Origin of the sequence: Pseudomonas sp. PS02290 (genome assembly GCF_029960075.1) — a bacterium.
Lineage (GTDB): Bacteria > Pseudomonadota > Gammaproteobacteria > Pseudomonadales > Pseudomonadaceae > Aquipseudomonas.
Genome location: NZ_JASCOY010000065.1, coordinates 1 through 18,071 on the forward strand (window position 1 = coordinate 1; position 18,071 = coordinate 18,071).

Sequence of the window (18,071 nt, forward strand, 5' to 3'; positions counted from 1 at the left end):
CCTTGGCGCTCCGCACGCACTTGTTCGACCCAGCGACGCAGCGCGGTTCGGCCAATGCTGAGGTTGTCGCAGACTTCAGGGACTGATTGGCCCTCGTCCAGCACCATTGCCGCTGCTTTGAGTTTGAATTCGTTCGAGTAAGAAGTACGCATGCCCATAACACCTCCGATTTGGGCGCCATCTTAGCGCCCGATTGAGATGTCCAAAATCATTAGGCCAGTTCAAGCTCGCTCCCACAGTGTCTCGTGCTACGCAGAATATGCGCGCGGCCAGGCGCCACGCTTTCGTACAGTAAACACGGTCCCTGTGGGAGTGAGCTTGCTCACGAAGACGGCCTTCCAGCTGCTGAATACTCAGTCGCCGTTCCTCTCTTCGCAAGCACAGTCCGGACGAAAAAAAACCGAAGCCGGGCAGCTTCGGTTCATTCGAAAAGGCAAGGCGTTCTCAGGAAGGGAACAGCTCGCTCAGTTTCATCGCCAGCATCATGTCGCCTTCAGCGCGCAGTTTACCGCCCATGAACGCCTGCATGCCGTCGGTCTCGCCGCTGACGATGCCTTCCAGGGTTTCGCCGTCCATCACCAGGGTGACCTGCGCATCCGGGTTTTCGCCTTCCTGCAATTCGCAGGTGCTGTCCTTGACGATCAGGGAGAAGTTCTTGGTTTCGTCGATGCGGAAACCGAACACCAGGTCCAGGCCCGCAGCAGCGGCTGGGTTGAACTTGGCTTTCATGGCTTGGACGGCGTTTTCTACGGAGCTCATGGTGTGATCCTTTTATATGAGTGATGACGAGCACTTTGCGAGTGCGATTGGCCGGGCTCAGCGGTAAGTGATGAGCTCCGGCGCCTTCATCAGTTGCAGGTGCGCGTAACTGTTGAAGGAAGCCAGGGTCACCTCGCGCTCACGAAACTTCAGGAGATTGAGCGAGGTGTTGACGATGTGCCAGTTGAGTTCGAAGGCCTGGGTGGCCGGCATTTGCGTGATCAGATGGAGCAGGGCAGTGATGGTGCCGCCCGAGGTGAACACAGCAATGCGATCACTCGGCCCGGCACTGTCGAGAATGCCGCTCAGGCCCGCTTCAACCTGCTCGACGAAGGCCTGCCAGCTCTGCAGCGCGGCGGCGTCGTGATCGCCCACCAGCCAGCGGCGAATGATCGCGGCAAACAGGCGCTGGAACTCGGCGCGGTTATTGGCCGCGTCACGCATGATCTCGAAGGCTTCGGGTTCTTCATCCAGCATCGCGGGGAGCAGCGCGCGGATCACGCCTTCTGCGTTGAATTCATTGAAGGCGATGTCGGTTTCGAGTTCGGGTGTAGCGAGGCCGGCGGCATTGAGCTGGGCGATCACGGTGTCGGCCGTGTGGCGCTGGCGGAACAGGGCGCCGCTGATGCAGCGATCGAAGGTCAGGCCCAGCTGCGCCAGGTGCGCGCCGAGGATTTCCGACTGACGAAAACCGGTGGGCGACAGGACGTCGTAATCGTCCGCACCAAACGAGGCCTGGCCATGTCGTATGAGATAGATGCTGCCCACGACCGCGTCACCCTGGCACGTTGAAAGTGCTGGGAGGTTATGAGGACGGCCCGCGGTCTGTCAATGAAAAAACATACGCTCGTTTGAATTGGCCGATCTGTCCCGTATTCACCCGTCTCGTCACTGGCCCGGCCACCGGCGCGCCGGTATGCTTGGCCCCACTCGCGATCCTCTGCCGAGGATCTGCTGTACCGGTAAGGAGTTTCTGTGGAGTTCATTTTCGATTACGCCAGTTTCCTGGCAAAGACCGTCACCATCGTGATCGCGATCATTGTGGTGCTGGTGGTCATCGGTTCGATGCGCGGTCGCGGGCGTCGCAGCGCAGGAGGCCAGCTGCATGTCACCAAGCTCAATGATTTCTACAAAGGGCTGCGTGATCGCCTTGAAGGCTCGCTGCTGGACAAGGCCCGGCTCAAGGCGCTGCGCAAGGCTCAGGCCAAGGAGCTGAAGAAGGACAAGAAGTCCACCGAGGTCAAGTCTCGGGTCTACGTGCTGGACTTCGATGGCGACATCAAGGCCTCGGCCACCGAGAACATGCGCAACGAGATCACCGCGCTGCTGACCCTCGCCACGCCCAAGGATGAAGTGGTGCTGCGCCTCGAAAGCGGCGGCGGCATGGTCCACAGCTATGGCCTGGCGTCGTCGCAACTGGCGCGGATTCGTCAGGCGGGCATTCCGCTGACCATCTGCATCGACAAGGTCGCGGCCAGCGGCGGCTACATGATGGCGTGCATCGGCACCCGGATCATCAGTGCGCCGTTCGCGATTCTGGGGTCGATTGGTGTGGTTGCCCAACTGCCCAACGTCAATCGGCTGCTGAAAAAGCACGACATCGATTTCGAGGTGCTGACCGCCGGCGAGTACAAGCGCACCCTAACGGTGTTTGGCGAGAACACCGAGAAGGGCCGTGAGAAGTTTCAGGAGGACCTGGACATCACCCACGAGCTGTTCAAGAACTTCGTCGCCAGCTACCGCCCGCAGTTGCAGATCGACGAAGTCGCCACCGGCGAGATCTGGCTGGGCATCGCGGCCAAGGACAAACTGCTGGTGGATGAGCTAAAGACCAGCGATGAATACCTGTCGGAGAAGGCCAAGACCGCCGAGGTGTTCCACCTTCAATATGCCGAGCGCAAAAGCCTGCAGCAGCGGGTAGGCATCGCCGCTAGCACGTCGGTTGACCGGTTGGTGACAGGGTGGTGGGGCAAGCTGACGCAGCAGCGATTCTGGTGATTTCGTAGGACCGGCTTTAGCCGGGAAGACGTCGGACGCCACACCGCAAGGTTGACGGCGTCTGCACCATGACCCAGCTGAATTAAAAAGCCCCGGTTTCTCACGAAACCGGGGCTTTTTGTTGGATATTGATCCGTCTCGGATCAACGCCGCCGGAACAGCGGCAGCGGCTCATCAGTGGCAGCCTGATACGTCACGGAAAAGTCCTTCAACCCTTCCAGCGCTTCGTACGGGTCTTTGTCGGCACGAATCGCGAACGCATCGAACCCGCAGCGGTGCAGGTAAAACAACTGATCGCGCAACACATCGCCAATCGCCCGCAGCTCGCCCTTGTAACCGTAGCGGTCACGCAACAGGCGGGCGTTGGAGTAGCTGCGGCCGTCGGTGAAGGCCGGGAAGTTCAGGGCGATGACCTGGAACTGATCCGCGTCGTCACCGATTTCCTCGGCTTCCTCGTCGCTGTCCAGCCAGACACCCAGACCGCCGTCGCGGGCCTTCAACGCATGGGCATGCTCGCGCCACAGGTTCAGCGGCACGATCAGGTCGTCGCAGTTGGACAGGCTGTCGAACGTCGTGTCCTTGGGCAGCAGGTGCCAGGTCTCGTCGATGACCGCGTTGTTCTTAATGATTCGCTGCATAGACGCGCTCCTTGAAAGGGTCGATGCCAATACGCTGGTAGGTGTCGATGAAGCGCTCGTCTTCGTTGCGTTTCTCAACGTAGACGTCGATCAGCTTCTCGATCACATCCGGCATGACGTCCTGTGCGAACGACGGCCCAAGGATCTTGCCCAGGCTGGCGTCACGGCTGGCGCTGCCACCCAGGGACACCTGGTAGAACTCTTCGCCTTTCTTGTCCACGCCGAGAATGCCGATGTGGCCGACGTGGTGGTGGCCACAGGCGTTCATGCATCCGGAGATGTTCAGGTCCAGCTCGCCGATGTCGAACAGGTAATCAAGGTCGTCGAAACGGCGCTGGATCGACTCGGCAATCGGGATCGACTTGGCGTTGGCCAGGGAGCAGAAGTCGCCACCCGGGCAGCAGATGATGTCCGTCAGCAGACCAATGTTCGGCGTCGCGAAGCCTTGCTCGCGCAGTTCGCCCCACATCGTGAACAGTTGGCTCTGCTCGACGTCGGCCAGGATGATGTTCTGCTCGTGGGACGTACGCAGTTGACCGAAGCTGTAGGTGTCGGCGAGGTCGGCGATGCCGTCCAGTTGCTTGTCGGTGAGGTCGCCCGGCGCGACGCCAGTGGGTTTCAACGACAAGGTCACTGCTGCGTAGCCCGGCTTTTTATGGGCCAGGACGTTGCGCGAGCGCCAGCGGGCGAAACCGGGGTGCTGTTGATCCAGCTGAGCCAGTTCGGCGCTGTAATCGGTCAGCGCCTTGTAGTCCGGGTCGACGAAGTGCTTGGCGACGCGATGCACTTCGGCCTCGGTCAGGGTGGTCTGGCCGCCGCGCAGGTGGGCCATCTCGGCCTCCACCTTCTCGGCGAACACTTCAGGCGTCAGTGCCTTGACCAGAATCTTGATGCGCGCCTTGTACTTGTTGTCACGACGGCCGTAGCGGTTGTACACACGCAGGATGGCGTCGAGGTAGCTCAACAGGTCCTGCCACGGCAGAAACTCGTTGATGAACGCACCCACCACCGGCGTACGGCCGAGGCCGCCGCCGACCAGCACGCGGAAGCCCAGCTCGCCGGCAGCATTCTTGACCGGCTCCAGGCCGATGTCGTGCACTTCGATGGCGGCACGGTCGGAGGTCGAGCCGTTGATCGCGATCTTGAACTTGCGCGGCAGGTAGGCGAATTCCGGGTGGAAGGTGGTCCACTGACGGACGATTTCACACCAGGGGCGCGGGTCTACCAGTTCGTCGGCGGCGACGCCGGCGAACTGGTCCGTGGTGACGTTGCGCAGGCAGTTGCCGCTGGTCTGGATCGCGTGCATCTGCACGGTGGCCAGCTCGGCGAGAATGTCGGGGATGTCTTCGAGTGCCGGCCAGTTGAACTGCACGTTCTGGCGGGTACTGATGTGCGCGTAGCCCTTGTCGTAATCGCGGGCGATTTTCGCCAGCATGCGGGCCTGGCGTGAAGTCAGCTGGCCGTAAGGCACAGCGACGCGCAGCATCGGGGCGAAGCGTTGAATGTAGAGGCCGTTTTGCAGGCGAAGCGGGCGGAACTCTTCTTCGCTGAGCTCGCCGGCCAGATAGCGGCGGGTCTGGTCGCGGAACTGCTTGACGCGGTCCTCGACGATCCGCTGATCGTACTCGTCGTATACGTACATGGTGGTCCTGTTCTCAGGCGGTTCACTGCTGCTGGGCCAGCCGGAAAGGCGATGCGTTGTCGTCTGCTTTCGGGCTACCGAACAAATCTGCGCGCACGGCCGCGCACTCCTTGCGGAGCCGGGGGAGGTTACCAGTTTGTAGATATGCGCAAAAGTGATGTTTGAGTATATGCACAGAACCAAAAGTGCTAAGCAGCACGTCGGACCGGCATAACCTCACTTGTGATAAGGGCATAGCTCGACTTTACTCTGGGAATGGCCAACGACGCTCGTCGCTAGTCCGCGAGTTTTGCGATCACCCATAAAACAGACAAAAGGCGATGCAATGCGAAATCACCCGAAAGTTGCCAAATCCGAGAGCCATGTGGATGCATGGGCCATTCTGTTCATCATTGTGCTGGTGGTGGGGGCGGCGGTGTTCTGGGTGACGCACCAGTAGCCAGGACCTCCAGCCAGTGGGAGCGAGCTTGCTCGCGATGGAGCCTGGCAAATCCGCTGAATATTTCAGCGTCTGGAGTGCCGGATTCGCGGGCAAGCTCGCTCCCACAGGTTCTGTAATGCCTGAACGATCAAGTCGGCCAATAACACATCTGCCGCGCTTACTCGTCATACCCCAGGTTCGGCGCCAGCCAGCGTTCGGTCACGCTCAGATCCTGCTGCTTGCGCGCCGTGTAGCTTTCCACCTGATCCTTGTCCACTTTCCCCACGGCAAAGTACTGGGCCTGCGGGTGGGCGAAGTACCAGCCGCTGACCGCCGCCGCCGGGAACATCGCGTAGTGCTCGGTGAGGAACACGCCGCTGACCCCGGGTTTGCCGTCGCCCTGGGCCGGGTCGAGGAGGTCGAACAGCACGCCTTTCTCGGTATGGTCCGGGCAGGCCGGATAGCCGGGGGCAGGGCGGATGCCGGTGTATTGCTCCTTGATCAGTTCGTCGTTGCCCAACTGCTCGTCGTGGGCATAGCCCCAATATTCCTTGCGCACCTGCTGGTGTAGCCACTCGGCGCAGGCCTCGGCCAGCCGGTCCGCCAGCGCCTTGACCATGATCGCGTTGTAGTCGTCGCCTTTGTCCTGGTACGCCTTCGACACCTCTTCCGCGCCAATGCCGGCGGTGGTAATGAAGCCACCGACGTAATCGGTCACGCCGCTGCCCTGGGGCGCCACGAAGTCGGCCAGGGAGAAGTTCGGCTTGCCGTCGGTCTTGATGATCTGCTGGCGCAGGTGATGCAGCTTGGCCAGTGGCGCGCCGTTATCGTCGAGCAATTGAATGTCGTCGTGGTCAACCTGATTGGCCGGCCAGAAGCCGAACACGGCGCGGCTGCGGATCAACTTCTCGTCGATCAGTTTGCGCAGCAGCTCCTGGGCGTCCTTGAACAGCGAGGTGGCTGCTTCGCCCACCACTTCGTCGGTCAGAATGCGCGGGTACTTGCCGGCCAGGTCCCATGAAATGAAGAACGGCGTCCAGTCGATGTAATCCACCAGCACGTTCAGGTCGATGTCTTCCAGCACCTTGACCCCGGTGAACGTCGGCTTCACCGGCTGGTAGCTCGCCCAGTCGAACTGCGGCTTCTTGGCGATCGCCGCGCCGTAGCTCAGGCGCTCGGTGCGGGCGCTGCGGGCAGACGTGCGCTCGCGCACTTCAACGTATTCGGCGCGGGTCTTCTCGATGAAACCGGCTTTCAGCTCCTTGGACAGCAGCTGCGTCGCCACGCCCACGGCGCGTGAAGCGTCGGTGACGTAGATCACCGCGTCGTTGCTGTACTTGGGCTCGATCTTCACCGCCGTGTGGGCTTTGGAGGTGGTCGCACCGCCGATCATCAATGGCAGGTGGAAGTCCTGACGCTGCATCTCGCGGGCGACGTGAACCATTTCGTCCAGGGAAGGCGTGATCAAGCCGGACAGCCCGATGATGTCGCACTTCTGCTCACGGGCCACCTGCAGGATTTTCTCGGCCGGCACCATCACGCCGAGGTCGACGATGTCGTAACCGTTGCAGCCCAGCACCACGCCGACGATGTTCTTGCCGATGTCATGGACGTCGCCCTTGACCGTCGCCATGAGGATCTTGCCCTTGGCTTCGGGCTTGTCGCCTTTCTCCTCTTCAATGAAAGGAATCAGGTGCGCCACGGCCTGCTTCATCACGCGGGCGGATTTAACCACTTGGGGCAGGAACATCTTGCCCGATCCGAACAGGTCGCCGACCACGTTCATGCCAGCCATCAGCGGGCCCTCGATGACCTCGATGGGGCGCTTGAACGATTGCCGCGACAGCTCGGTGTCTTCAACGATGTGCGTGGTGATGCCCTTGACCAGCGCGTGCTTGAGGCGCTCGTTGACCTCCCAGCCGCGCCACTCTTCGGTTTCCGCTTCCTTGACCGAACCGTCGCCTTTGTACTGGTCGGCGAGGGCCAGCAGGGCGTCGGTGCCTTCCGGGGTGCGGTTGAGCACCACGTCTTCCACCGCGTCGCGCAGCTGGGCCGGGATCTGGTCGTAGATCTCCAGCTGGCCGGCGTTGACGATGCCCATGGTCAGGCCGTTGCGGATCGCGTGCAGCAGGAACACCGAGTGAATCGCTTCGCGCACGGGGTTGTTGCCGCGGAACGAGAACGACACGTTGGACACGCCGCCCGATGTCAACGCGTACGGCAGCTCGTCGCGGATGTACGCGCAGGCGTTGATGAAGTCGACGGCGTAGTTGTTGTGCTCCTCGATGCCGGTGGCGATGGCGAAGATGTTCGGGTCGAAAATGATGTCTTCCGGCGGGAAGCCGACTTCGTTGACCAGAATGTCGTAGGAGCGCTTGCAGATTTCCTTCTTGCGCGCCTCGGTGTCGGCCTGGCCGGCTTCGTCGAAGGCCATCACCACCACCGCCGCGCCGTAGCGTTTGCACAGTTTGGCGTGATGAATGAACTGCTCGACGCCTTCTTTCATGCTGATCGAGTTGACGATGCCCTTGCCCTGAATGCACTTGAGGCCGGCTTCGATGACTTCCCATTTCGACGAGTCGATCATGATCGGCACGCGGGAAATATCAGGCTCGCCGGCAATCAGGTTGAGGAAGGTCACCATGGCCTTCTTCGAGTCCAGCATGCCCTCGTCCATGTTGATGTCGATCACCTGGGCGCCGGCTTCGACCTGCTGCAGGGCGACTTCCAGGGCTTCGGTGTAGTTGTCTTCGCGGATCAGGCGGGCAAAACGGGCAGAGCCGGTGATGTTGGTGCGCTCGCCGACGTTGACGAACAGCGAGCTGCGATCGATGGTGAACGGCTCCAGACCCGAGAGGCGGCAGGCCTTCGGGATATCTGGAATCGGCCGCGGCGCGTACGGGGCGACGGCGTTGGCGATGGCCTTGATGTGCGCCGGGGTGGTGCCGCAGCAACCGCCGACGATGTTCAGGAAGCCGCTCTGGGCGAACTCCTCCACGACTTTGGCCATCTCTGCCGGGGCTTCGTCGTACTCACCGAATTCGTTGGGCAGGCCGGCGTTCGGGTGCGCCGACACGTGGGTTTCGGCTTTATTGGACAGCTCTTCCAGATACGGCCGCAGCTCGCTGGCGCCCAGCGCGCAGTTGAGGCCCACGGAGATCGGCTTGGCGTGACGCACCGAGTTCCAGAACGCTTCGGTGGTCTGGCCGGAGAGGGTGCGGCCCGAGGCGTCGGTGATGGTGCCGGAAATCATGATCGGCAGCTCGAAGCCCAGTTCGTCGAACACACCCTGAACGGCGAAAATCGCCGCTTTGGCGTTGAGGGTGTCGAAGATGGTTTCGATGAGGATCATGTCCGCACCGCCTTCGATCAGGCCTTTTGTGGCTTCGGTGTAGTTCTCCACCAGTTCGTCGAAGGTCACGTTGCGGTAGCCGGGGTTGTTGACGTCCGGCGACAGCGAGCAGGTGCGGCTGGTCGGGCCGAGCACGCCGGCGACGAAACGCGGCTTGTCGGGGGTTTCCAGGGTCTTGGCGTCGGCGACCTGGCGGGCCAGGCGCGCGCCTTCCACGTTCAGTTCATAGACCAGCGCTTCCATGCCGTAGTCGGCCTGGGACACCTGGGTGGCGTTGAAGGTGTTGGTTTCGAGAATGTCGGCGCCGGCGTCGAGGTATTCCTTCTCGATCGCGCCAATCACGTCGGGCCGGGTCAGGATCAACAGGTCGTTATTGCCCTTGACGTCGCTCGGCCAGTCGGCGAAACGCTTGCCGCGGTAGTCTTCTTCCTCCAGCCGATAGCTCTGGATCATCGTGCCCATGCCGCCATCGAGGATCAGGATTCGCTGTTGAAGAGCCTGCTGGAGTGCTTGAAGACGCGCGCTGCGATCTGACATGAGGTTACCCGGATGAAGAAGTACGAAATAAGGTGGCGCTGAAAAGAGCGAAATAATAGCAAACCTGCGCGGATTTAAATCATTCCGGGATTTACATGAATTCTGTTCATGTTGCAGGCCATTAGCCACAGGTAGAATTCGGCCGAATCATTTTCAGGACGCCCGTTCCATGTTGCATCGCGTGCTCGCCAGTTCCCTGGCCTTGTTGTTTTGCGGTGCAGCGTTCGCGCAGTCACCCCTTCAGTCTCCGGCTATTTCCTACAGCCGTGATATCCAGCCGATCTTCACCGAGAAGTGCGTTGCCTGCCATGCGTGCAATGACGCTGCCTGCCAGCTGAACCTGGGCAGCGGCGAAGGTGTGCTGCGCGGTGCATCGAAGGTGCCGGTTTACGAAGGCGACCGCAGCAAGGCGGTCGCACCCACCCGGATTTTCGTCGACGCGCAGGGCCCTGACGCCTGGCGCAAAAAAGGCTTTTATTCAGTGCTGGACGGGCAGAGCAATCAGGCGGCGCTGATGGCAAAGATGCTCGAGTTCGGGCACGGCGCGCCGTTGGTGCCCAACGCGCGGCTGCCGGACGACATCGTGCTGGGCTTGAATCGCCAGAACATGTGCCCGTTGCCCAACGAGTTCGCCGCCTATGCCAAGGCGCGTCCGGGGCAGGGCATGCCCCTGGCGGTGACCGGCCTCACCGACGCTCAATACAGCACGCTGCAACGCTGGCTGGCAGCCGGGGCGCCGGTGGAACAGACGCCGCTGCAACCGAGTGCGCGGGAAACGGTGCAGATCAACGAATGGGAAAGCCTGCTCAATCGTCCCGGATCGAGCGAAGCGCTGGTCGGCCGCTGGCTGTACGAACATCTGTTTCTCGCCCACGTGTATTTCAGCGACGGCGAGCCGGGGCATTTCTTCCAGTGGGTGCGCTCGCGCACGCCAAGCGGCCAACCCGTCGACCTGATCGCCACGCGCCGCCCCGACGATGATCCTGGCACCACCTTCTATTACCGCCTGATGCCGGTGCAGGGCGTTATCGTCCACAAGACCCACATCACCTACCCGATGGGCCCGCAGAAGCTGGCCCGGGTCAAGCAACTGTTCTACAGCGGGACCTGGCATGCCACCGAGCTGCCCGGCTATGGTCCGCAGCATCGGGCCAACCCGTTTGAAACGTTCCAGCAGATCCCCGCCGTCGCGCGTTACCAGTTCATGCTGGATAACGCCGAATACTTCGTGCGCACCTTCATTCGCGGCCCGGTGTGTCGGGGCGAGATCGCCACGGACGTGATTCGCGATCATTTCTGGGCGCTGTTCCAGGAGCCCGGCCACGACCGTTACATCACCGATGCGGCCTATCGGGCCAAGGCCACGCCGTTGCTGGCGATGCCGGGGCAGGACGATGACATCGGCAGTGTCCTGACCCTGTGGCACGACTACCGCGACAAGCGCAATCAATACGAAGACCTGCGCAGCGATGCCTACGCGCACATGCCGCCGCCGGGATGGGCGACCCTGTGGGCGGGGAACGACAATGCGCTGCTGACCATCTTCCGCCACTTCGACAGCGCCTCGGTAAACAAAGGCCTGATCGGCGCGCTTCCCAACAGCGTCTGGCTGTTCGACTACCCCTTGCTGGAGCGCACCTATTACCAGCTGGCGGTGAATTTCGACGTCTACGGCAACGTTTCCCATCAGGTGCAGACGCGTCTGTATTTCGACCTGATCCGCAACGGCGCCGAGGTCAATTTCCTGCGCCTGATGCCGGCGGACAAGCGTGACGACATCCTCGGTGACTGGTACCAGAACGGCGGCAAAGTGAAGATGTGGCTGGATTATCAGGCCATCGACGATCACACCCCGACCGGCCTGAAGCTCGATGAGCACAACCCCAAGCGTGACTTCCAGCGCAAGTTGATCGAGCGTGCGGGCACCTTGAACGTGACGCCGGACCCGATCAATCGCTGCGACGGCGCCTACTGTTCGCGTGAGGGACTGGACCCGGTGTTCAGCGACGTCGAGCAGACCCTGAGCCGGCTAACCTCGCGCCCTGCGGCGGGGCTGAAGGTCATTCACCAGTTGCCGGAGGCGACGATGCTGCGAATCCAGGACGGCAGCGGCAAACGCATCATTTACAGCATGCTGCGCAACCGCGCCCACAGTAACGTCGCCTTTCTGATGGGTGAGGATTACCGCTACCAGCCGGGCCTGGACACGCTGACGATCTACCCGGGAGTGCTGAGCAGCTACCCGAATTTCATGTTCAATATCCCGGCCAGTGAGGTCGGCGCGTTTGTTGACGCGATGGAGCAGGCCCATGATCACAAGCAGGCGTTTGACGCCATCGTCCAGCGCTGGGGCGTGCGCCGCAGCCATCCATTATTCTGGACCTACTTCCACGACCTGGACCGCTACCTTCAGGAAACCGAACCCCGCGAGGCAGGGGTGCTGGACATGAATCGGTACGAGAATCTGTGAGTCGCAGGGGCGCTGTTATTTAAGGAATCTTCACATTCGGCGTCGGCCCGGCTGACGCTGCTTCAAACGGGGAAACCCTTATTGGACATGGCGTGCAGCCATTATGCAGCCCGTCAGTGGCGCCGAACCTTTTTGCAATTTTCGAAGTCGGACCCTGTGAGTCGCTCTCCGACGCCGTGCCTTTGCCGGTATAGCGCCAGGGGTCAATCCAGACGAAGCAAGAGGTTGCAGATGTTGATTTCGGTTCAGGCCCTGCGGGCACTCGCCGCGTGGGCTGTTGTGTGTCACCACTTCATGCAGATTTTTTTCGACTTCCATCCGAGTGGGCCAGTCGGCCGCTTTTTCACTGAAAAAGGCGCGGTCGGCGTCGACATTTTTTTCGTCATCAGCGGTCTGGTCATCTACCTGTCAACCGTGGACAAGGACATCCCCGCCGGCCGTTTCATGCTCAACCGGGTTATTCGTATCGTCCCGGCGTACTGGCTGTACACCTTGGTGATGGGTGTCTTGGTCGTGGTTGCCCAGCCGCTGCTGCCCCACCAGGTGGTCGACTGGCAGAGCTTTGTGCTGTCGCTGCTGTTCATCCCTTCGGAAAACCCCGGCGGTTACGGCCTTTATCCCACCCTCAACGTGGGCTGGACGCTGAACTACGAGATGCTGTTCTACGTCCTGTTCTCGATGGTTTTTCTGTTTCAGCAACGGCTGCGCCCGTTGATTCTGGCGGCGGCGCTGTTCGCCATTACCGACGTGCTGGGTCGGTCGGGGCTGGTCAGCCGGTTCTACGCCAATGACATCGTTTACGAATTCCTCCTCGGCATCTTCGTCGGCGTGATGTATCGCCGGGGCTGGATCAGCGAACGGTTGTGGTTGCCATTGATCGCGATCGGCGCCGCGCTGTTCACCATCGACCACCTGCAACCGGCGCCTCGCATCATCAATTGGGGCCTGCCGAGCGCTGTGATTGTGGTGGCCTGCATCTCCCTCGAACCCTATCTGCGTAACTACCGCCTTCTCAAAGTCATGGGCGATTGCTCGTATTCGGTGTACCTGCTCCACGTGCTGGTGCTGTACGCGGGCTGGCTGGTGAGCGAGCGTTATGGCATTAACCCGTACGTGGTGTTTGCCGTCTGTGTGCCGGTCATCGCCCTGGGGGCGTGGCTCAGTTATGAGTGGATCGAGAAGGGCCTGTACCGACGCATGAAGGGATGGCTGGATCAGAGAAGGGCGAGCAAGGAAGCAGCTCTGTCATGACGGGTTTTTAGTCGAGGCAAACCGCTTACCTGACTAAAACACTAGGGCTTTGTCAGGCGCAGTTGATTGGCGTAAACTGCGCCCCACGTCTGCGAGGAATTTTCATGACCGCTATTACGATTACTGATGCCGCCCACGATTACCTGGCCGATCTGCTGGAAAAGCAGAACACCCCCGGCATCGGCATCCGCGTGTTTATTACCCAGCCTGGCACCCAATACGCTGAAACCTGCATTGCCTACTGCAAGCCGGGCGAAGAGAAACCTGAAGACACGGCCATCGGCCTGAAAAGCTTCACCGCCTGGATCGACGCGTTCAGCGAAGCGTTTCTGGACGATGCCGTTGTCGATTACGCGACTGACCGCATGGGTGGTCAACTGACCATCAAGGCGCCAAACGCCAAAGTGCCGATGGTCAACGCCGACAGCCCGATCAACGAGCGTATCAATTACTACCTGCAGACCGAGATCAACCCGGGCCTCGCCAGTCACGGCGGCCAGGTGACCTTGATCGAGGTGGTGGAAGAAGATGAGGCAAATGTCGCCATTCTCCAGTTTGGCGGTGGTTGCCAGGGTTGCGGTCAGGCAGATGTCACGCTCAAGGAAGGCATCGAGCGCACATTGCTGGAGCGCATCCCCGAGCTGACCGGTGTGCGTGACGTGACCGACCACACTCAGAAAGAAAACGCGTACTACTGAGTCAACGTGTGATACCAGGAAGTATGGTGTTGCAGGCAAGCCCCGACGGGTTCGGGGCTTTTTTGTGGGCGCTCGCCAAGGTCTAGAGGCGCACGCTAGGGCCTGAACACATGGGCATGGCCCGCGCGATACAGCGATGACTCGCTGAACACGTCGTTGCCCAGTACCCGACCCACCAGGATCAGCGCGGTGCGACGAAATCCCTTGATCCGCACCTTCTCCTCGATGTCTGCCAGTGTGCCGGTGACCCAATCCTGATCCGGCCAGCTGGCGCGATGCACCACGGCGATGGGGCAGTCGGCGCCATAGTGCGGCGTCAGCTCGGCGACGATCTTGCCGAGGTTATTGACCCCCAGATGGATCGCCATGGTTGCCCGGTGCCGTGCCAGATCGCCCAGGCTTTCGCCTTCGGGCATGTCGGTTTTGTCGGCGTAGCGGGTCAGGATCACGCTCTGGGAGATGTCCGGCAGCGTCAGCTCTGTCCCGAGCAACGCGGCGCAGGCGGCGGTGGCGGTGACGCCGGGGATGATTTCGAAGGGGATCTGCAGCTCGCGCAGGCAGCGGATTTGTTCGCCGACCGCGCCATACAGGCTCGGATCGCCGGAATGCACACGCGCCACGTCCTGGCCCTGTGCATGAGCGGATTTCATCAGCTCGATGATCTGCTGAAGGTGCAATGGAGCGCTGTTGGTGACCTGAACTGCCTGATGACCTTCCAGCACCGCTTCAGGCACCAGGGAACCGGCGTAAATGATCACCGGGCAGGAGCGGATCAGCCGCTGGCCTTTGACAGTGATCAGGTCCGGATCGCCGGGGCCGGCGCCGATGAAAAAAACAGTCATGGGGTGTCCTGATTGGGGTTCATTTGAGCAGTGGCTCGTCGGATGCATTCTCCCTGAGCGCACTCGGTCTGACTTTGTAGGACTGGCTTTAGCCGGGAAGGGGCCCTCGGGCACACCAGCAAAATCTGCGGTGGGACCACTGACGCCTTCCCGGCTAAAGCCGGTCCTACAGTTCTAGCCGGTCCTACAAGGTTGAGCCGGCCTATGAGATTGCTCCAACCCTAACGTTTGCGGTTGCCAGAGCAAAGGTCGCGTGGGGGCTTTTTCGGCGGGGGATGACCAAGGTCGCGGGCGCGCCGGTCAACCGTGTCACCATCGCCAGCGCCGCGCTTTCTGCCACGCCGTAGCAGCCGGTGCGTTCGAAAGCTATGTCCGAACGGTAAGTCAGCTGTGCCTCGTAAGCCGCCAGATCACCCGCGCTGAAAAACCCGATCGTCAGCCCCAGCTCATGACCCAGTACCAGCAGCCCTACCTCAGCCGACTTGCCGTCAATGGAGGCGAGGGCGGCAACGTCTTTCAGCTGAAGACGACCCTCCCGCAACCCATCCTCCATCAACTGCCGAAGCTCCAGCGCCGAACAGCCGCGCTGGCAGCCCAGACCGACCACCCACAGCGGCCGATCGCGCACTTCATTCACAGAGCAGGCTTCAAACCGACGTGCGTCGCGGTCGCTTCATTGCGCCGAAACAACCAGGCGCTGATCCAGCCCAGGGCAATCCAGAAAACCGCATTGGTCAGCAGCGACGCGATCTTGAATTGCGCTTCAAGGGCTTCCGGCGCCAGTGCCGAATGCACCGCCGGTTGCGGCGCGCCGACGATATGCGGCACCACCAGGATCACCGCGCCCAAGGCCTTCAACAGCCAGTGCCGGGCAAACACGATCAACGCCAGGCCTGCAGCCGTGGAGGCGGCGGTGCCGACCCACCAGATCTGCCGTTGTGTCAGGTCTGCCGCGACAGTGCCGGGCAGCTCGGGCGGCAAACCGAGAGTGGGCGCCAGCACGAACACCGCATAACCGGCCAACCCCCACAGCACGCCTTCGCGGGCACTGGTCGGCGTACGCAGGGTGTACAGCGCCGCCAGCATCAGGGCGAAGCCGACCGCGACCACCAGATTGCCGCCGGTGGTGGACAGCACGCGCTGCCAGCCGTCTTCCGGCTCCCAGGCTTCGGCGTCATGGACGTGGCCGGCCATCGCACCCTCGGCGTGCTCGTGCATCTCAGCAGCCGGGGCCTTTTCGTAGGTCTCCGCCTGCAGGATCAGTGGCGCCACCGAGAAGCTCTGCAGCAGCGTCAACAACAGGGCGGCGAGCAGTCCGGTGAACCCGGCCGTTTGCGCAATTCGCTTGAACATGGCGGCGGGTCTCAATGGCACGGGAAGGCGGAGCTGTGGCGGGTGTCGTGTGCTGCGTTGTGCACCGCATCGATGTGGGAGAAACCGGCGAAGTACACCAGAAACGCACCGAGAAACATCGCGCTGACGGCGGCGACAAGGCGCTGGCTTTGGGTGGCGGTCACGGCTGTTGTGGTGTTTGTGCTGGTGCCGGACGTCTGGCGGGGTGTGCTGATGGACATGGCGCTTCCCTCTGAAGTGGATTCAGCGGACGGAAAGACGCGAAGACTCCGCAGGCGAAGGCCGGCAGTGATCAACAGCGCCCGCCCACCGCGGGTTGTGTTATGTAGCGTTATCGGGCCGGTCTCCGGGCTCGCGAGGGGCACATGCATCAGCCGTGACAGCCGTCGTGCCTTCAAGAATCGCCTTCCCATATCGTTGCCGACACAGTGGATCTGACTCTTCACTCGCTTACCGTTGCGGGGGCAGCACCGGACTGATACACACCCGAAGGTCTGTACGCACCGGTTTCCCGTTTCACCCTGTGAAGGGCACCCGTAACAAGGTGTGTAGCAGACCACGGGCTGTTTGGCTCGTCAATCGGCCCTTCAGCCGATGCGTCAATCAATGCAGCGATCGGTGCGTCAATTGGTGCGGCGATCATTGCAAAGCGCGATTGACCGGCCTCCAGTCACTGCGTAGCCTTGCGCACTTGAGGTTCGCCGGGCGCCTTTATCAACTACCAAGGCCACCGGCGCTAAGAAGGGAATGCGGTATCAAGCCGCAGCTGCCCCCGCAACTGTAAACGGACAGCTTCATTGCACAGCCACTGCGCGAGCGGGAAGGCGCGATGAATACCGGTCGCCTGATGATGCCTATCAGCGACCGGCCGCCGTGAGCCAGGAGACCTGCCTCGAATCGGACCGCCTGCAAGCGGCCGAGGAATTCCACTACAACCGGGCGGGGTGATCCGGTGGCGAATCGAACCGCGCGCCTGCTTCCACCGGCCTGCGCTGCTTTCGTCCTCGTTGCCCCGCCGCACGCCTGAGGGCAACCGATGAAAACACTGGCCAAACTCCCCGTCACCATCGTCACCGGCTTTCTCGGCTCGGGCAAAACCACCTTGCTGCGGCACATGCTCGACAACGCCGAAGGCCGACGCATCGCCGTCATCGTCAATGAATTCGGCGAACTGGGCATCGATGGCGACATCCTCAAGCAATGCACCATCGGCTGCACCGAAGAAGAAGCCGTCGGTCGCGTGTACGAACTGGCCAACGGCTGCCTGTGCTGCACCGTTCAGGAAGAGTTTTTCCCGGTGATGCAGGAACTGGTTGCCCGTCGTGGCGACCTCGATCACATCCTCATCGAAACCTCGGGTCTGGCCCTGCCGAAACCCCTGGTCCAAGCCTTCCAGTGGCCGGAAATCCGCAACGCCTGCACCGTCGACGCCGTGATCACCGTAGTCGACAGCCCGGCCGTGCTCGCAGGCACCTTCGCCGCGTTCCCGGACCAAGTCGACGCCCAGCGCAAGCTCGATCCGAACCTGGATCACGAATCGCCGCTGCACGAACTGTTCGCCGACCAACTGGCCAGCGCCGACCTCGTCGTGCTGAACAAGGCCGACATGCTCGACGCGGATGCTCTCGCCGCCGTGCGTGCCGAAGTCGCCGAAGAACTGCCGCCGGCGGTGAAGATCGTCGAAGCGAACAGGGGCCAGCTGCCGATCAGCGTATTGCTGGGCCTGGGCGCCGAATCCGAGCTGCACATCGACGGGCGCAAGACCCACCACGATCACCACGAAGGCGACGATCATGATGATCACGACCATGACGCCTTCGACTCGATTTCCATCACGCTTCCCCAGGCCGACGAATCGCTGTTGCTCGACGCGCTGACCCAGGCCGTCGTCCAGCACGGCATCCTGCGTGTCAAAGGCTTCGCCGCCATTCCCGGCAAACCCATGCGCTTGTTGGTGCAAGGTGTCGGCACGCGTTTCGACAAGCATTTCGACCGCGCCTGGAAAGCAGACGAAGCCCGGGAAACCCACTTGGTGCTGATCGGCCAGGAACTCGACGCCGGCGTCCTTGAAGCGCAATTGCGCGACGCAGTCTCAGGCATAAAAGGCTAA

Annotated in this window: 15 protein-coding genes and 2 riboswitches; of the genes, 5 read left to right on the forward strand and 10 right to left on the reverse strand. The window is 61.6% G+C overall.

The genetic code is table 11. From position 1 onward, the window contains the following. From QMX88_RS21765 to QMX88_RS21775, 3 genes are all read right to left on the reverse strand, one after another. Nucleotides 1-158: transposase (locus QMX88_RS21765; protein WP_336620242.1), on the reverse strand; the 158-nt coding region annotated here is incomplete at its 3' end. A 286-nt stretch (nt 159-444) separates the two neighbouring features. Continuing rightward, a complete protein-coding gene (locus tag QMX88_RS21770) occupies nt 445-759 on the reverse strand; it encodes an SCP2 sterol-binding domain-containing protein (RefSeq protein WP_074887795.1) in 315 nt (104 codons plus the stop codon). 57 nt (nt 760-816) lie between these two features. After that, nucleotides 817-1,527: a histidine phosphatase family protein gene (locus QMX88_RS21775; RefSeq protein ID WP_282372307.1), complete on the reverse strand. Its 711-nt coding sequence runs from the start codon at nt 1,525-1,527 to the stop codon at nt 817-819. Between the two features lie 207 nt (nt 1,528-1,734). On the opposite strand from QMX88_RS21775, the gene sohB reads away from it, so the two are divergent. Beyond that, nucleotides 1,735-2,757: a protease SohB gene (gene sohB / locus QMX88_RS21780; RefSeq protein ID WP_282372308.1), complete on the forward strand. Its 1,023-nt coding sequence runs from the start codon at nt 1,735-1,737 to the stop codon at nt 2,755-2,757. Between the two features lie 143 nt (nt 2,758-2,900). Here sohB and QMX88_RS21785 read toward each other — a convergent pair whose 3' ends face one another. From QMX88_RS21785 to metH, 3 genes are all read right to left on the reverse strand, one after another. Beyond that, nucleotides 2,901-3,395, reverse strand: coding sequence for a DUF934 domain-containing protein (locus tag QMX88_RS21785; protein WP_133771327.1), 495 nt, complete (start codon nt 3,393-3,395; stop codon nt 2,901-2,903). Then, on the reverse strand, nt 3,379-5,037 hold the full coding sequence (locus tag QMX88_RS21790; protein WP_282372309.1) for a nitrite/sulfite reductase: 1,659 nt from the start codon (nt 5,035-5,037) through the stop codon (nt 3,379-3,381). Before QMX88_RS21790 ends, QMX88_RS21785 begins: the two co-directional genes overlap by 17 nt. A gap of 599 nt (nt 5,038-5,636) precedes the next feature. Further along, a complete protein-coding gene (gene metH, locus QMX88_RS21795) occupies nt 5,637-9,347 on the reverse strand; it encodes a methionine synthase (protein ID WP_282372310.1) in 3,711 nt (1,236 codons plus the stop codon). 169 nt (nt 9,348-9,516) lie between these two features. On the opposite strand from metH, the gene QMX88_RS21800 reads away from it, so the two are divergent. From QMX88_RS21800 to nfuA, 3 genes are all read left to right on the forward strand, one after another. Then, complete coding sequence (locus tag QMX88_RS21800) at nt 9,517-11,817, forward strand: fatty acid cis/trans isomerase (RefSeq protein WP_282372311.1); 2,301 nt, start codon at nt 9,517-9,519, stop codon at nt 11,815-11,817. 231 nt (nt 11,818-12,048) lie between these two features. Further along, on the forward strand, nt 12,049-13,068 hold the full coding sequence (locus QMX88_RS21805) for an acyltransferase family protein (protein WP_192172078.1): 1,020 nt from the start codon (nt 12,049-12,051) through the stop codon (nt 13,066-13,068). A 104-nt stretch (nt 13,069-13,172) separates the two neighbouring features. After that, nucleotides 13,173-13,766, forward strand: a complete 594-nt coding sequence (gene nfuA, locus QMX88_RS21810; RefSeq protein ID WP_133771305.1) for a Fe-S biogenesis protein NfuA — start codon at nt 13,173-13,175, stop codon at nt 13,764-13,766. Between the two features lie 95 nt (nt 13,767-13,861). On the opposite strand, the gene cobM is transcribed toward nfuA, so the two are convergent. The 4 genes from cobM to QMX88_RS21830 form a co-directional block, all read right to left on the reverse strand. Beyond that, nucleotides 13,862-14,608, reverse strand: a complete 747-nt coding sequence (gene cobM, locus QMX88_RS21815) for a precorrin-4 C(11)-methyltransferase (protein ID WP_282372314.1) — start codon at nt 14,606-14,608, stop codon at nt 13,862-13,864. A 202-nt stretch (nt 14,609-14,810) separates the two neighbouring features. After that, entirely contained in the window at nt 14,811-15,245 is a 435-nt protein-coding gene (locus QMX88_RS21820) for a cobalamin biosynthesis protein (protein WP_442969485.1), read from the reverse strand. Further along, entirely contained in the window at nt 15,242-15,961 is a 720-nt protein-coding gene (locus QMX88_RS21825; protein WP_282372315.1) for a CbtA family protein, read from the reverse strand. Before QMX88_RS21825 ends, QMX88_RS21820 begins: the two co-directional genes overlap by 4 nt. Before the next feature lie 11 nt (nt 15,962-15,972). Beyond that, a complete protein-coding gene (locus tag QMX88_RS21830; RefSeq protein WP_282372316.1) occupies nt 15,973-16,182 on the reverse strand; it encodes a CbtB domain-containing protein in 210 nt (69 codons plus the stop codon). A 99-nt stretch (nt 16,183-16,281) separates the two neighbouring features. Further along, nucleotides 16,282-16,514: riboswitch (cobalamin riboswitch) on the reverse strand. Nucleotides 16,515-16,638: 124 nt separating this feature from the next. After that, a riboswitch (cobalamin riboswitch) is annotated at nt 16,639-16,870 on the forward strand. Between the two features lie 127 nt (nt 16,871-16,997). Here QMX88_RS21830 and cobW point away from each other — a divergent pair. Further along, nucleotides 16,998-18,071, forward strand: coding sequence for a cobalamin biosynthesis protein CobW (gene cobW / locus QMX88_RS21835; protein ID WP_282372317.1), 1,074 nt, complete (start codon nt 16,998-17,000; stop codon nt 18,069-18,071).

Bases quoted from the DNA above. Each gene is read 5' to 3' on its own strand.
- QMX88_RS21790 (WP_282372309.1), bottom strand. From the start codon at position 5,037: ATGTACGTATACGACGAGTACGATCAGCGGATCGTCGAGGACCGCGTC.
- nfuA (WP_133771305.1), top strand. From the start codon at position 13,173: ATGACCGCTATTACGATTACTGATGCCGCCCACGATTACCTGGCCGAT.
- QMX88_RS21800 (WP_282372311.1), top strand. From the start codon at position 9,517: ATGTTGCATCGCGTGCTCGCCAGTTCCCTGGCCTTGTTGTTTTGCGGT.
- QMX88_RS21830 (WP_282372316.1), bottom strand. From the start codon at position 16,182: ATGTCCATCAGCACACCCCGCCAGACGTCCGGCACCAGCACAAACACC.
- cobW (WP_282372317.1), top strand. From the start codon at position 16,998: ATGAAAACACTGGCCAAACTCCCCGTCACCATCGTCACCGGCTTTCTC.
- QMX88_RS21805 (WP_192172078.1), top strand. From the start codon at position 12,049: ATGTTGATTTCGGTTCAGGCCCTGCGGGCACTCGCCGCGTGGGCTGTT.
- QMX88_RS21785 (WP_133771327.1), bottom strand. From the start codon at position 3,395: ATGCAGCGAATCATTAAGAACAACGCGGTCATCGACGAGACCTGGCAC.
- QMX88_RS21770 (WP_074887795.1), bottom strand. From the start codon at position 759: ATGAGCTCCGTAGAAAACGCCGTCCAAGCCATGAAAGCCAAGTTCAAC.
- QMX88_RS21825 (WP_282372315.1), bottom strand. From the start codon at position 15,961: ATGTTCAAGCGAATTGCGCAAACGGCCGGGTTCACCGGACTGCTCGCC.
- cobM (WP_282372314.1), bottom strand. From the start codon at position 14,608: ATGACTGTTTTTTTCATCGGCGCCGGCCCCGGCGATCCGGACCTGATC.
- metH (WP_282372310.1), bottom strand. From the start codon at position 9,347: ATGTCAGATCGCAGCGCGCGTCTTCAAGCACTCCAGCAGGCTCTTCAA.